16 protein-coding genes are annotated in these 14,754 nt (G+C 39.2%); 10 read left to right on the top strand and 6 right to left on the bottom strand.

Annotated elements, in window-relative coordinates:
- Window positions 1–169: 169 nt before the first annotated feature.
- The 7 genes from ispF (at window position 170) to ACUXV0_RS02625 (ending at window position 6,769) form a co-directional block, all read left to right on the top strand.
- On the top strand, window positions 170–652 hold the full coding sequence (gene ispF / locus ACUXV0_RS02595) for a 2-C-methyl-D-erythritol 2,4-cyclodiphosphate synthase (protein WP_446191504.1): 483 nt from the start codon (window positions 170–172) through the stop codon (window positions 650–652).
- Window positions 653–742: 90 nt separating this feature from the next.
- Entirely contained in the window at window positions 743–1,885 is a 1,143-nt protein-coding gene (locus ACUXV0_RS02600) for an amidohydrolase family protein (RefSeq protein WP_446191505.1), read from the top strand.
- Between the two features lie 225 nt (window positions 1,886–2,110).
- Window positions 2,111–3,010 carry a hypothetical protein gene (locus ACUXV0_RS02605; protein ID WP_446191506.1) on the top strand — a complete coding sequence of 300 codons (900 nt, stop codon included), beginning with the start codon at window positions 2,111–2,113 and terminating at the stop codon, window positions 3,008–3,010.
- Window positions 3,011–3,124: 114 nt separating this feature from the next.
- On the top strand, window positions 3,125–4,609 hold the full coding sequence (locus ACUXV0_RS02610; RefSeq protein ID WP_446191507.1) for a xylulokinase: 1,485 nt from the start codon (window positions 3,125–3,127) through the stop codon (window positions 4,607–4,609).
- Between the two features lie 9 nt (window positions 4,610–4,618).
- Complete coding sequence (locus tag ACUXV0_RS02615; RefSeq protein ID WP_446191508.1) at window positions 4,619–5,872, top strand: DEAD/DEAH box helicase; 1,254 nt, start codon at window positions 4,619–4,621, stop codon at window positions 5,870–5,872.
- A gap of 54 nt (window positions 5,873–5,926) precedes the next feature.
- Window positions 5,927–6,427 carry a thiol peroxidase gene (gene tpx / locus ACUXV0_RS02620; protein ID WP_446191509.1) on the top strand — a complete coding sequence of 167 codons (501 nt, stop codon included), beginning with the start codon at window positions 5,927–5,929 and terminating at the stop codon, window positions 6,425–6,427.
- Window positions 6,428–6,430: 3 nt separating this feature from the next.
- Window positions 6,431–6,769, top strand: a complete 339-nt coding sequence (locus ACUXV0_RS02625; RefSeq protein ID WP_446191510.1) for a HopJ type III effector protein — start codon at window positions 6,431–6,433, stop codon at window positions 6,767–6,769.
- A 1-nt stretch (window position 6,770) separates the two neighbouring features.
- Here ACUXV0_RS02625 and ACUXV0_RS02630 read toward each other — a convergent pair whose 3' ends face one another.
- Both ACUXV0_RS02630 and ung read right to left on the bottom strand, forming a co-directional pair.
- Window positions 6,771–9,011: an FdhF/YdeP family oxidoreductase gene (locus tag ACUXV0_RS02630; protein WP_446191511.1), complete on the bottom strand. Its 2,241-nt coding sequence runs from the start codon at window positions 9,009–9,011 to the stop codon at window positions 6,771–6,773.
- The gene (gene ung / locus ACUXV0_RS02635; RefSeq protein WP_446191512.1) at window positions 8,986–9,651 is read right to left on the bottom strand and encodes a uracil-DNA glycosylase; all 666 of its coding nucleotides are present in this window, start codon (window positions 9,649–9,651) and stop codon (window positions 8,986–8,988) included. The genes ACUXV0_RS02630 and ung overlap by 26 nt, the downstream gene beginning before the upstream one ends.
- A gap of 72 nt (window positions 9,652–9,723) precedes the next feature.
- Here ung and apaG point away from each other — a divergent pair, with 72 nt between their 5' ends.
- From apaG to ACUXV0_RS02650, 3 genes are all read left to right on the top strand, one after another.
- Window positions 9,724–10,110, top strand: coding sequence for a Co2+/Mg2+ efflux protein ApaG (apaG, locus tag ACUXV0_RS02640; protein WP_446192832.1), 387 nt, complete (start codon window positions 9,724–9,726; stop codon window positions 10,108–10,110).
- Window positions 10,110–10,880, top strand: a complete 771-nt coding sequence (locus ACUXV0_RS02645) for an O-methyltransferase (protein ID WP_446191513.1) — start codon at window positions 10,110–10,112, stop codon at window positions 10,878–10,880. Before apaG ends, ACUXV0_RS02645 begins: the two co-directional genes overlap by 1 nt.
- A gap of 184 nt (window positions 10,881–11,064) precedes the next feature.
- Window positions 11,065–11,259 carry a CsbD family protein gene (locus ACUXV0_RS02650; protein WP_446191514.1) on the top strand — a complete coding sequence of 65 codons (195 nt, stop codon included), beginning with the start codon at window positions 11,065–11,067 and terminating at the stop codon, window positions 11,257–11,259.
- Between the two features lie 69 nt (window positions 11,260–11,328).
- Here ACUXV0_RS02650 and ACUXV0_RS02655 read toward each other — a convergent pair whose 3' ends face one another.
- The 4 genes from ACUXV0_RS02655 to ACUXV0_RS02670 form a co-directional block, all read right to left on the bottom strand.
- Window positions 11,329–12,741 (bottom strand): MBL fold metallo-hydrolase, encoded by a 1,413-nt coding sequence (locus tag ACUXV0_RS02655; RefSeq protein ID WP_446191515.1) that lies wholly within the window; start codon window positions 12,739–12,741, stop codon window positions 11,329–11,331.
- 77 nt (window positions 12,742–12,818) lie between these two features.
- Window positions 12,819–13,616: a sulfite exporter TauE/SafE family protein gene (locus tag ACUXV0_RS02660; RefSeq protein ID WP_446191516.1), complete on the bottom strand. Its 798-nt coding sequence runs from the start codon at window positions 13,614–13,616 to the stop codon at window positions 12,819–12,821.
- Between the two features lie 83 nt (window positions 13,617–13,699).
- Window positions 13,700–14,182, bottom strand: a complete 483-nt coding sequence (locus ACUXV0_RS02665; protein ID WP_446191517.1) for a YeeE/YedE family protein — start codon at window positions 14,180–14,182, stop codon at window positions 13,700–13,702.
- Window positions 14,183–14,184: 2 nt separating this feature from the next.
- Window positions 14,185–14,751 carry a YeeE/YedE family protein gene (locus tag ACUXV0_RS02670; protein WP_446191518.1) on the bottom strand — a complete coding sequence of 189 codons (567 nt, stop codon included), beginning with the start codon at window positions 14,749–14,751 and terminating at the stop codon, window positions 14,185–14,187.
- Window positions 14,752–14,754: the final 3 nt, after the last annotated feature.

Below are 14,754 nucleotides of genomic sequence, written 5' to 3' on the forward strand. Positions count from 1 at the left end.
AGTGCCGTTTAATAATATACGTTAAGTATATTTGTCAGGCATTACAGATGCAAAAACAAACAGGTAAGGGCAATAAAAGACGAGGATCTATCCTCGTTTTTTGTTTTTAAACTATTCTAAAAACGATCATTCTTTAACTTGCAGTCTCAAAATTCAATTTAGTACACGAATGCATGGAATAAAGATAGGGCATGGTTACGATGTTCACCAACTAGCCGAAGGATATAAATTAACTCTTGGAGGAATACAAATACCTCATCATGTGGGCTCTATGGGTCATTCTGATGCCGATGTATTGCTTCATGCTATATGTGATGCCATGTTAGGTGCATTGTCTCTAGGTGACATAGGTCTTCATTTCAAAAATACCGACCCTCAATGGAAGGGAGCAGATAGTAAGATATTTTTGAGAGAGGTCAATAAAATGATCAATGAAAAAGGTTGGGAACTAGGTAATATCGACTCCACACTGATTCTGCAAGAGCCTAAAATCGGCAAATATGTACCTGAAATGAAAAAGGTGATTGCCGAAAGCCTTGATATAGAACCAGATTGTGTTAGTATAAAAGCCACAACCGCAGAGACCATGGGTTTTGTTGGTAGAAAAGAAGGTTTAGAGGCTCATGCGGTTTGTATTTTGTTTAAGAAATAGAGTGGAATCTCACCTGTTTTTAGACTGTATGCAATGTTTCCTTATCAAAGGTGACTATTAGGCATATTTTTAAACCATATCCTATACTTTATGAAGTTTAAGTTGACGCTGGCTGCCATTGGTTTAGTTAGCATGTCTTATGCTCAGCAGATTGCCATTGGTGATAATAATGGTGAAATCACTTTTGAAGAATACAATCCCACTTCTACACTGGTAGTCCCCAACCAAGGCGAGATACATAGAGCAAAGTTCCCATTTATTGATGTTCATAACCATCAATTTGGTATGAACTCCAAAGAAAAAGTGGATGAGATTGTAGCTTACATGGATTCCCTAAATATGGGGGTTATGGTCAATTTAAGTGGTAGAGGGTGGACTAGAGATATTGATGAGTCCACAAGAACATTAGAGAGTTATGTTCAGACGGTCAAAGAAAATCAACCGGGTAGAATTGTCATTTTTACCAACATTGATTTCAATAATATCTCAGAACCAGGCTGGACAGAACGTGCCGTTCAAATGCTGGAAGATGATGTGAAGAAACGAGGAGCTCAAGGTCTTAAAATTTATAAAAGTCTGGGCTTCAGTGTTAAAAATGCTGATGGTTCTTTAGTAGCTGTAGATGATGAAAGAATAGACCCTGTTTGGGCTAAGGCTGGGGAATTGGGCATACCGGTTCTGATTCATACCGCAGATCCTGCTCCTTTCTGGGATCCAATGACCAAGTTTAATGAACGTTGGCTGGAGCTAAAAACGCATCCAAGAAGAAAAAGAGATACAGACAAAGGCGATTACAGCTGGGAAGAATTGATAGATCAGCAGCATAATGTCTTTAGAAAGCACTCAAATACAACCTTCATAGCCGCCCATATGGGGTGGTATCCTAATAACCTGCCGAAACTCGATAGTATTTTGACTGCAATGCCGAATGTATACGCTGAAATAGGTGCTGTCATAGCTGAACTTGGTCGTCAGCCTCGTACGGCTAACAGATTCTTTACAAAGTGGCAGGATAGAGTCCTTTTTGGAAAAGACAGCTGGAAACCTGAAGAATATGTGACCTATTTTAGAGTTCTGGAAACTGAAGATGAGTATTTTCAATATCACAAAAAGTACCATGCTTTCTGGCCAATGTATGGCTTAGGGCTTTCAGATGAAGTCTTAAGGAAAATGTATTACAAAAATGCCTTGAAGATCATCCCAGGTATTGATAGAAGTTTGTTTCCAGAGTAAATAGGATTTTTAAAAGATTACTTTTTGGGACACCCCGTTATAATGAAATAATGGGGTGTTTTGTTTAAAATGAGTCTTGGAAAACCGAAACAAGAGGTTTCAGTTTGGACTAAAAATGGAGTTAAACTTGGAACTTGAATGGTTCCTTAAAAAACTGTAAATATTTATTGGGCTACACGCTGATTGACCAAAGTGTTTTACTTTTAGTTTATATAATTTATTCACATGACTTATTGGTTAACTACAATATTCCTTTTCTATTTATCAACATTGGGATTCAGTCAAGATAACCTAAGGCAAGTTTTAAGTGCCGAGAATCGGGATATAATACCTTTTGCGAGCATTACAAACCTTTCAAAAAACAGAGCTTATACTGCCGATAGCCAAGGGACATTTAATCCATTTGGCTCTGTAGCGGGTGATACCCTATTAATTTCTTCCGTAGGCTTTTATTCTCATCAATTTACGCTTGGTAAAAACAAGGAATTTACTCTTAAACCAAAGCTATCAATATTGAATGAGGTCACTGTAAATCCCCCACAATGGAGGCGTACAAAAGCTTTTAGTAAATTAAAGAGGAAGCAGATTAATGGTTATTTAGGTAATAACTACGGCAGTCACAATTGGCAAAGTGCTAGAAAAATAGAGCCTAATGAGGATTTTAAAAATTTATGCTATCTAAAATCAGTGTCATTTTTGACGATATCCCAAAAGTCAAACATAAAGTTCGAGGTCATTATTTATTCAATTGACGAGAATGGTCAGCCAGGTAATTACTTACATCATGAGAAAATCTTTGGAATAGCGGATAAAGGTAAACGTGTAACATCTGTCAATTTAAAACCCTTTAATATAAAAATACCTCCAGAAGGTGTATTTGTAGCGGTACAATGGCTTCTTGTTGATCAAAATGTAAATGAATACACTATTTATGATAAGAACGGAACACGATTAGGTTCTAAAGAATACTACGAACCTAGTTTTGGAAGTGAAAGAGGCGAAGGTAGTATCGGCTATAGGAAAGGGGGTATGGATTGGGAAAAATTGTCTCATTCTGATTCTGAAGGTACTCTCACAGATTACCCTAAGAATGTCATAGTTTTAGAATTTGAAATAAGCGATTAGGCATAAAATGTAAAAGATAGGATGGGTATTCGACAAAATAAGTGTCTATCCGACAATTAATATTTAGGGATTTGTATTAGTTTTGAGACTCAAACTAGAAAACAGCAAAACCATATGTATTTACTTGGTCTTGATATTGGGACTTCTTCCATTAAAGCTACAGTTGTTAATGCTTCTACTCGTCAGGTAGTTGCCTCTGCACAATATCCTGATAAAGAAGCTCCTATTTCTTCACCTAAAGCTGGTTGGGCAGAACAGGACCCGGAAATGTGGTGGGAGAATACCAAGAAAGCTATTACCAGACTTACGAGTTCTGGTAAGTTTAATGTCAAAGAAATCAGATCTATTGGTATCTCATATCAGATGCACGGTTTAGTGATGATTGATAAAAACCAAAAAGTACTTAGACCTTCTATCATTTGGTGTGATAGTAGAGCAGTAGAAACAGGAGAGAAGGCCTTTAAAAGCATAGGAGAAGAGAAAGCACTAAGTCGATTATTAAACTCTCCTGGAAACTTTACGGCATCTAAACTAGCCTGGGTAAAGGAAAATGAATCTGAGCTTTACGATCAATGCTATAAAATCATGCTTCCGGGTGATTTTATCGGGATGAAACTGACTGGTGAAATAAGTACCTCCAACAGCGGACTTTCAGAGGGTATTTTCTGGGATTTCTGTGATAATCAGGTCTCTGAGGATGTCATGAAAACTTATGGTTTCAGCAATGACCTTATACCTGAGATCAAGCCTGTTTTCTCTAATCATGGAGAGGTAAGTCAGCAAACCATGAACGAATTGGGTTTGCAAATAGGCACGCCTGTCAGCTATAAAGCTGGCGATCAGCCCAATAATGCTCTTTCATTGAATGTACTTAACCCTGGGGAAATAGCAGCTACGGCAGGTACATCAGGAGTAGTTTATGCAGTCAGTGATCAGGTTTCTTATGATCCGAAATCAAGAATTAATTCTTTTGCCCATGTGAATCATCAAATGGATGATGCTACTCGTATTGGTATACTTCTTTGTATTAATGGCACGGGTATTTTGAATAGCTGGGTAAAACATAATATTGCCAAGGGTATCGACTACCCTGAAATGAATAAACAGGCTGAAAATGTTGCCGTAGGTAGTGACGGTTTGGCTATTCTTCCGTTTGGGAATGGAGCTGAACGGATGCTAGAGAACAAACTAGTAGGTGCTCAATTGATGAACCTAGACTTCAATTCTCACACAGATGCTCATATCTACCGAGCTGCACAGGAGGGAATAGCATTCTCTTTGAAATATGGTTTTGATATGATGCAGGCCAACGGGGTAGATCCTAAAGTAATCAGAGCAGGTAAGGCTAATATGTTCTTGTCTGATGTCTTCTCAAAAACTTTGGTAAACATAACTCAAACACCAGTAGAGCTTTATGATACCGATGGAGCCAAAGGTGCGGCCCTTGGTGGTGGTTTTGGTGCTGGTATCTATGCTTCATTGGCAGAAGCCATGACGGGATTGACCTTATTAAAAACCATTGAGCCTGAGGCTAATTCTACTGAAGAATATCAGGAAGCCTATCAAACATGGACAAAAGCGTTAGCTTTGTGCATCTAAGGGCATTTAATGAAATTTGAAGACTATCGTATTGCTCCTGAAATCAAAAAGAGTCTGGAAAGACTTGAGTTCAAGAGACCTACAGATATACAGTTTAAGGCTATTCCTCCCATTCTCAAAGGTGAGGATATTCTTGGTATTGCTCAAACCGGTACCGGAAAAACGGCGGCCTTTGCGATTCCTATTCTTCATCTGATAAATGAACGGAAAAAAGGTACTCGCAAGAAAGGGGTAAAGTGCGTGGTTATGGCTCCTACGCATGAGTTAGCCATCCAAATAGCCGATGTATTTAATCAGATTGGTAAAAACACCCGTGTGCGTACCATGGCTTTATATGGTGGCACAGAACAAGACCCTCAAAAAGAAAAACTATCTGATGGGGTAGACATCATCGTGGCCACTCCGGGTAGATTATTTGACTTGAGAAGTCAAGGATTTATTCGCCTGGAAGAAGCGACACTTCTGGTTCTGGATGAGGCCGATCATATGCTTGATTTAGGATTTTATCAGGATATCAAAGATCTTATTGGGTATTTGCCGAAGAAGAGACAAACCCTGTTCTTTTCGGCTACTATTAATGAGAAAATTAAAAAGCTCGCCTATTCTTTGGTGAAGAATCCTATCAGGATTCAGATTTCGCCTAAAGACCCTATCTCAAAAAACATTACTCATGCGGTTACATTTCTGGAGATGGATGACAAACGCTTTTTTCTTGAAAGGGCCATCCAAGAAAATGAAGATCGAAAAATGCTGGTCTTTGTAAGGACAAAAGTTCGTGCTGAGCGGGTAAAAGCAGCCATGGAAAGGGTGAATATTGACACCTTGACCATACACAGCGATAAAGATCAAAAAGAACGTTCTGGAGTCATGCAGGCTTTTAAGAGCGGTGTTTGTAAGGTGCTAATTGCCACGGACATATCTGCGAGGGGTATTGATATCCCTGATGTTGAGGTCGTAATTAATTATGATCTGCCAGACGTACCGGAGAATTATGTTCACCGAATCGGAAGAACAGGTAGGGGAAGAGAGAAAGGTATTGCCTTCTCGTTTTGTAGCCCCAATGAAAAAGAGTATTTGGAGGCCATTGAAGAATATATAGGTCATGAAATTGATGAATTGATCATCGATAAGAGCCTCTATCAGCAGACAATGGATTTGTCAAATGAAAATGAATCTGTGACCATGAAACAGATCAGAAAAGAAATAGAAGAGGTGGCTCAGCTGAAAAAGCGTAAAAAGAGAAAGAGCAAAAAGAAAAAGTAAGGCCTTTAGAACGGCAATGTATAGTTTCACGTTTATACCAAAAAACTAATTATAATGGCAGAAATAACTCTAAAAGGAAATCCTATTAATACTGTGGGTACTTTACCATCAAACGGAAGTGCCGCAAAAGACTTTGAATTAACAAGAAGCGATCTTTCAATAGCCAAACTAGGTGATTATAAAGGCAAGAAAGTTATCCTTAACATTTTCCCGAGTATAGATACAGGTGTGTGTGCCGCTTCTGTAAGAGAATTTAATAAAATGGCCTCTAAAGTGGAAAACACTCAGGTTTTATGTATTTCCAGAGATCTTCCATTTGCTCACTCTCGTTTTTGTGGTGCTGAAGGAATTGAAAACGTAGAAACTCTATCAGATTACGCCACAGGTAGTTTTGGTAAGGATTATGGTCTTGAAATTGCCGATGGTCCACTTCAAAATCTGCACAGTAGAGCTATTGTAGTTCTTGATGAAAACGGTACCATAACATATACTGAACAAGTACCTGAAATTACACAAGAGCCTAATTACGAGGCTGTTTTAAACGTATTATCCTAAAGAATGAAATTAGAAGAATTTATAGATAAGCTGAATACTATGCCAGACAAGGTGTCATTCTCTGATACCATAGAAACGATTGAGGAGAACTACACTTTTACGCCCACAGCATTTAAAAATGGTGAAACATATAATGAGGCTGGGCAAAACAATGGCTCGTGTAAGATTTTCGCTTTTGCTCAGAAAAACCATTTAACTAAGGACCAAACACTTTTCTGTTTTGGTACTTATTACAGAAATGACGTTATGAAAAACCTTCAAGGTGATGACCATCAGAATATCCGAAACTTTATGAAGTTTGGTTGGGATGGGGTAGAGTTTGAAGGTGAAGCTTTGAGCTAAATCAATTGATCTTTTGAATTGAAACCTCGGTATTTTTAAATGCCGGGGTTTTACTTTTTGGGTCCAGTTCTGAGCCAACTAAATAATTGGTCTCGGGATAATAGCCCAATATGCAGCCTTTTGAAATATCAAAGGCCTGAACTTTCATTTTGAGAGAGCCAACCTTACTCGTAAACTCTGCCACATCGCCGTCTTTTAGTGACTTGGAGGCCATATCTTCCGGATTCATCAATATCGTATTACGGTCAGTAACACCTCGCCAGGCATCGATTTCTTCATACACTATTGAGTTAAACTGCCCTTCAGAACGGACACTCATTAGTTTGAAAACATCCTTTTTCTTTTCCTGCGGCAAAGGATTCAGAATAAACCTGGCTTTACCGTCTGGAGTGCCAAAATTTGGCTCATGAAATGTCCTTCCATCAATTTGAAACTCCTCTTTTGTCTCTTCAATAGACTCAATTTTTCCGAATCCCGGAATAGTTTTAGCAATCAGTTTTCTGATATCATCAAAGGACTTTACTTCTGAAAAATCAAATTTATCTGCAGGAATAATAGCTTTTGCCAAGTCTAAAATAATGTCAAATTCTGATCGGGTATTAGAATGCCTTTCGATACCACCATCACTCATTCTAACATAATTAAACATGGACTCCTGAGTGGTCTTTTGATCTTCCTCATCCCTGGCTTTCACCGGTAAGATCAAAACATCTTGATCTACTCCATAAAGATGACCTTCGTTTAGAGTGGTGCTTAAAAAGACCTTGAATGGAATAGCTGACAATGCTTTCTCGGCATAATTAAGATTTGGGTTTGATGCATAAAGATTGCCGCCTAAGATAAAAGCAAGATCTACTTTGCTTTCGGCAGACTGTCGCATGCACTCCATCGTATCCCAACCTTCTTTTTGCGGTAGCTGGACTTTCAATTCTATTTCTATAGCCTCAAAAATCTGTTTTTTAAGTACAGGAGTCACGCCTACTGATCCTACACCTTGAACATTAGAGTGACCTCTTAGGGGTAGGAGACCGGCATGTGGCCTACCCAACATACCCCTGATCATGGCAAGGTTTACAATAGCCTCTACATTCTCAACCCCGTGAGTATGGTGAGTAATCCCCATAGCCCAGGTGAAAATTGTGTTCTTCGAGTTTGCATAAACATCAGCAATCTCTATGATTTCTTCTTTTGTAATACCTGAAGATTGTTCTATTTCAGTCCAACTAAGTGACTGAATACCAGCAATAAATTCCTCACTACTATCGGTATGGTTTTCAATGAAATTTTGATCTTCTGCTCCTCTCTCGAGGATACTTTTAGCAATACCATAAAGCACTGCCATATCGCCACCAATGGTAGGTTGCAGGTAATGCGAAGCAATCTCAGAACCAGGGCTTAAAAATGATCGAACATCAGAAGGAATGGCAAATTTTACCAAACCAGGTTCTTTAGCCGGGTTAATCACCACAACTTTTCCGCCTCTTCTTCTGCAGTGCATCAATTCTGTCAAAAAACGAGGATGATTTGAGGCCGGATTTGCACCAATGACAAAGATCAAATCTGCTTTTTTGACATCTTTGAATTGTACAGTGGCTGTGCCTGTTCCTAAGGTTCGACCCATTCCAACGCCCGAAGCCTGATGACAGTAATAGGAGCAATTATTGACATTATTGGTACCATAAAGTCTGGCAAACAAATGAAGTAAAAAGGAGGCTTCGTTACTGCTTCTTCCACTGCTGTAGAAGAAGGTATTATCAGGATTTGTTTCTCTATATTTTTGGATCAAGAGACCCATTGCACTGACCCAGTTTATTGCTGAATAGTGACTTTCACCTTTCTTTTTGAAGATAGGATCATTTAATCTACCTAGCATTTCCAATTCTCTAGGTCTTAACTCTTTTAAGTCTTCAATACTGTTCCTAGACCAAAAATCCGAAGCAATTCCAGGCTGAATATCAGTCAATTGTGCTTGCAATGATTTCTTGCAAACTTCGATTTTATCACCTTCCTCGTTGACCATTCCACCTTTCTGTCCACCCATCCCGTAAGCACAGGTTTTACAGGTGTTTTTTGAAAGCAAAGACTTAGCGAATGCTGCCGGTCCTACTTCTTTAACTACATGTAAAGAGTAATAGATGGATTTCCAGCCGCCGGTATATGAAGGTGTTTTCAATAGAGTATGCTTTTTATCAAAAATAGTGAATTCACGCTGCCAATTACCATTGAATGGGATCTTGGCCACTTTTTGTTAAGTAAGAATTACATTGACTAAATAACTTCTTGCCAAACCATCCGCCTCTGTTGGCCGCCAAGGGTGATGGGTGAACAGCTTTTAGAATATGATGTTTTGAGGCGTCAATATATTGTCCCTTTTTTTGAGCGTAGCTCCCCCAAAGCATAAAAACTACGCCTTGTTTCTCTTTGTTGATTTGTTCAATCACAGCGTCGGTAAACTTTTCCCATCCTTGTTTTTGATGCGAACCCGCCTGATGGGCCTTTACCGTGAGTGTGGCATTAAGTAACAATACTCCTTGGTTTGCCCAAGACTGCAGATTGCCAGTTTTGGGTATAGGCTTCCCAATATCATCTTGCAGCTCTTTGAAAATATTCATTAAGGATGGTGGGAATGGCACTCCATCATTCACCGAAAAGCAAAGCCCGTGGGCTTGGCCGGGACCATGATAGGGATCCTGTCCAATGATAACGACTTTGACCTTGTCAAAAGGACAGGAATCAAAGGCATTGAAAATGAGTTTAGCGGGTGGAAAGCATCGGTCGCTCGAGTATTCATTTTTTACAAATGTGGTGAGCCTTTTCCAGTAGTCTTTCTCAAATTCCTTGCTTAAAACACGCTTCCAACTTTCTTCTATATTCACCGACATAATGATTAAACGGACTTTACGTTTTCGTTTATAAGGCGAAAATACTTATTTTTGGAAGAGGAAAAGCAGAATATGTTTACAGCTACTACAGAGGGTGTCAGGGTCACAGTGCAAACTGAGTTTCAGCCGTATTATTCAAATGCGAAGCAGAATAACTACGTATTTTCCTACAAAATCCATATTGAAAATGAAGGCGAGCAGACGGTTCAGCTTATCAGTAGACACTGGCATATCATTGACTCTTACGGATATCACAGAGAAGTGCAAGGTGATGGTGTGATAGGAGTTCAGCCTGTCATAGAGCCTGGAGAAAAACATTCTTATGTGTCGGGTTGTAACTTAGCTACACCTATTGGCAAAATGTATGGAGTATATATCATGGAAAGGGTGCTTGACGGAAAACGTTTTGAAGTAACCATCCCTGAGTTTATCATGAGTACTCCATTCCTTGAAAATTAATGGTTAAGGAATTCCTGAAATACCGTTGGAATGCCAAAGATGAGCATTCTTTACACTCTCCATTTGTCTTCGATTTCTATAAAACAGTCATCAAAAATCGTCAGGATATTGATCAGGAAGAGGCAATTAAGGCTGTTTTCAAGGTTCTAAAGAATGATGACCGAATTATTGAGATCAATGATTTAGGTGCTGGCAGTAAGTTTAGTAATAAAACTCAACGTAAGGTAAAGCGTGTAGCAGCTACTGCCGTTAAATGCTTTAAATGGTCAAAAATAATAGCGGGAATCATTCAAAAGTTTGACTATAAAACCTCTTTTGAGTTAGGAACATCATTGGGACTCACCACTGCCTTGATGTCAAAAGCAAGTCCTTACGGCAAAGTTTACACCTTTGAAGGATGCTCCAATACCCTTAGTATTGCCAAAGAGAATTTCAAAAAGTTGGAGTGTAAGAATATAACACCCATTTTGGGCGATTTAGATCAAACTCTGCAGCATACCCTTGAACAAGTCCCTAAGTTGGACTTGGTTTTCTTCGATGCCAATCATCAATACGGTCCCACGATAAAGTACTTTGAGGCTTGTTTAGCTAAAGTTCATGAAGAGGGCTGTTTCGTTTTTGATGATATCAATTGGTCTGATGGAATGCGTAAAGCATGGGATGAAATTATTGCTCACCCCGAAGTCACTATTTCAATTGATCTCTTTCAAATGGGGATCGTCTTTTTTAGAAAGAAACAACCAAAGCAACATTTTTTGCTTAAGGCTTAAGTATAAAAGGCAATAGCTTAAGACCTTCGATTCTGTCTTTTGACTTTTTTGTAGTCGTCATTTTTCGTCTAAGAGTCATATTGTAGAATTACAGTATCACTTGTTTATCTATTTCCTCAGTTTCTACTCTATTCTATTGTGGATCAACAATTTTAGCACTTTAGTCAAACTAAAAACAAAGATTATGACAACTGCAACAAAGGATAAAATCAAAGGAAACTGGAATCAAATTAAAGGTAAAATCCAGCAAAAATGGGCAATACTAAATGAGGATGATCTGGCTTACGAAGAAGGTCAGGAAACCGAATTGATAGGTGTTATTCAAGAAAAGACTGGTGAAACCAAAGATAAAATTAAAGACTTTATAGACAGTCTATAAGAAGGCCAAAACCTATAAAAAAGCCCCTGTGTCATTGACGCAGGGGCTTTTTTCGTCTTAGTTTATCGATTATTTCAAAGTACTAGGACATACATAGTCTGTCGTCTTAAAGAGTTCTGACTTCTTGATAGCTCCATAACCACCAGCCACGTCAACTACATCAAATCCTCTGGCTTTTAAAATACTTGAGGCTATCATACTTCTATATCCACCAGCACAGTGAATAGTGTAGGTTTTTTCTCTGTCAAGTTCAGACATTTTATCATTGATATAGTCAAGCGGGAAATTATTGACATCTTCAATATGCTCAGCGGTATATTCTCCAGGTTTTCTGACATCCAAAACATTGATATCTTCCTCAGACTTCATTCTAGTGGCTAATTCTTCAGCAGAAATAGACTCAATGTTATCCACTTCAGCACCACTTTCTTTCCAAGCTTCAAAACCACCTTTCAAGTAACCTAAAGTATGATCATACCCTACACGTGCCAGCCTGATCACTGTTTCTTCTTCTTTCCCTTCTTCGGTAATGAGTAAGATCTCTTGCTTTAGATCAGGAATAAGAGCACCCACCCAAGGAGCAAATTGTCCGTTCAGGCCAATATTTATTGAATTTGGAACAAAGCCTTTGGCAAAATCCTGTGGATTTCGGGTATCCAAAACTACAGCACCCGTTTCATTGGCTGCGGCTTCAAAAGCAATAGGACTAAGTGCCTGAGCACCTCTTTCCATTACCATATCTATAGAATCATAACCTTGCTTATTCATCATCACATTCTGAGGGAAATACTGAGGTGGCTTTGTCAAGCCATCCGTCACCTCTTTGATAAACTCCTCCTTGGTCATATCTGCTCTCAAAGCATAATTAATTCGTTTTTGATTGCCTAAAAGATCAGTGGTTTCCTTACTCATGTTTTTGCCACAAGCGGAGCCTGCACCATGTGCCGGATACACTACAACATCATCAGGCAATGTCATTATTTTGTTTCTCAGCGAGTCAAACAAATATCCCGCAAGATCTTCCATGGTCAAGTCTGATTTTTGAGCCAGGTCTGGTCTTCCTACATCACCTATAAACAGGGTATCTCCACTGAAAAGAGCTTTTTCTTTCCCATTTTCATCAATTAACAGGAAACAGGTAGACTCCATAGTGTGGCCTGGTGTATGAAGCACCTTTATGGTCACCTTCCCGAGTTTAAACTCTTCATTGTCCTTGGCAACATGTGCATCAAAGCCAGTTACAGCGTTGGGGCCGTAAATAATTGGGGCTCCTGTTTTTTGTGATAAGTCAATATGGCCAGAAACAAAATCGGCATGAAAATGCGTCTCAAACACATACTTAATCTTTGCGTTTTCCTTTTTCGCTTTTTCAATATATGGTTCTACCTCTCTTAGAGGATCTACTATTGCTACTTCACCTTCACTCTCAATATAGTAGGCTCCCTGAGCCAAACATCCCGTATAAATTTGTTCTATTTTCATATCTGTATTCTTAACTATTTAATTGTTGAAAAAGTGCGTGTGAGAGTTTTTACGATTCTCAAATCGCTTATAATAAATCACTTAAGGACTGTTTCCTTAAGAATTATGTAAACTGCCATGATAAGTACAAACCACCCAAATGACTTTTTTAATTTTTTGCCGGGAATAAACTTTGATAGCCAGGTGCCTATAAAAATCCCGACGATAGAAAGCACTGTAAAAATGATAAGAAACTGCCAGTCAATGACTTGATTGCCTAGATCTCCCAGAAAGCCGATGAGCGATTTAGCTGCTATGATCAATAAGGAAGTACCTACTGCCATTTTCATCGGTAACCTTACAAGTAAAACCAAGGCTGGAATGATCAAAAAACCACCGCCTGCACCCACTATTCCAGTAAGTGTACCTACAACGAACCCTTCGGCCGCAATTAACGGGTAATTAAACTTGAGTGCTTCTCCTTCTTTGCCTTCAGGTTTATTGTCAGTAATCATGGAGTAAGAAGCCATTAGCATCACTAGAGCAAAGAGAATCATGATAGCAAAATCTTTTTGCACTGTGTAATTACCTATACTAAACAACTCGTTTGGTATGGCTGGCATAAGGTATTTCCGGGTCAGAAAAACCGCCAAAAACGATGGAATAGCAAAAATGATTGCCGTTTTATAACTGACAAGCCCCTTTTTCATAAAATTGAAAGAGCCTACCAATGAAGTACTACCCACTACGAATAATGAATAGGCCGTACTAAGCACCGGGTTAATACCCAGCAGATAAACCAAAATAGGAAGTGTTAGAATACTGCCACCGCCACCTATCAGACCCAGGCTAATGCCTATAACTGTGGCTAAAGCAAATCCTATAATTTCTGTCATCTTTTTCTCGCTGTTTATGATCTAATACAAATGTACCTATGGGGCACGCCGAATACTGTGAGAGTTATCACAGAGGCATTGTCTTAAGAAGGGAGTTTATCTCTGAACCTTCCATAAACCCAAACACCAGCAATGGCTGAGAGGATGGAAACGTTGATTGACAAATAGCCAGCACCTAGCTGAGCATATAAAGGACCAGGGCAAGCCCCTGTAACTGCCCAGCCCAAACCGAAAATCAGCCCGCCATAAATCTGGCCATGGTTATAGACTTTGTCTTTGAGGACTACTTTTTCTCCGTGGATGGTTTTGATATTGAATCGCTTGATCAGGTAAACTGACAGTGCCCCGGTAATTACGGCAGAGCCTATGACGCCATACATATGGAAATTATCAAATAAGAACATTTCCTGGATTCTATACCATGAAACTATCTCCGCCTTTATGAAAATGATACCGAAGATCATTCCTAATGCCAGATACTTTAGGTGACCCGATAAACTCTCTCTTTGTTTTTGTGAGTTAGGAGCCTCACAGGCCTCTGGTGGTTTATTTTCTAATACTTGCATGATTAAAATAGGTTAAATAGTTGAGGTAGTATTAGGTGAGTCATGACTAGACCACCTATCATAAAACACATAGTGGCTACTAATGAAGGCCATTGTAAATTAGATAGACCCATAATGGTATGACCACTAGTACAGCCTCCTGCATATCGGGTGCCAAAGCCCACCATAAAGCCGCCAATAACCAGGAATACTAATCCTTTTAATGAAAGAATTTGGTCTAGCCCGAATATCTCAAGAGGCTGTAAACCAGAAGGCTCTGCCAAGCCAAAATCTGATAATCGGGCCAGTGTTTTTGATCCAAGGGTCATTGGGTCTGGATTGGCTAAATATTCTGTGGCCAAAAAAGCACCTACGCCTATACCAACCACATAGAATAGATTCCAAGCTTCCTTTTTCCAGTCGTATTGAAAAAACTTAATATTCCCGGGCATGCACATAGCACAGACATGTCTGAGTGAAGATGAAATTCCTAAGGATTTATTGCCGAGCAATAATAAGGCGGGCACCATGAGCCCGATAAGGGGACCTGCCACATACCATGGCCAGGGTTTTGACAAAAACTCAAGCATATT

The sequence above is a fragment of the Jiulongibacter sp. NS-SX5 genome (assembly GCF_052828545.1).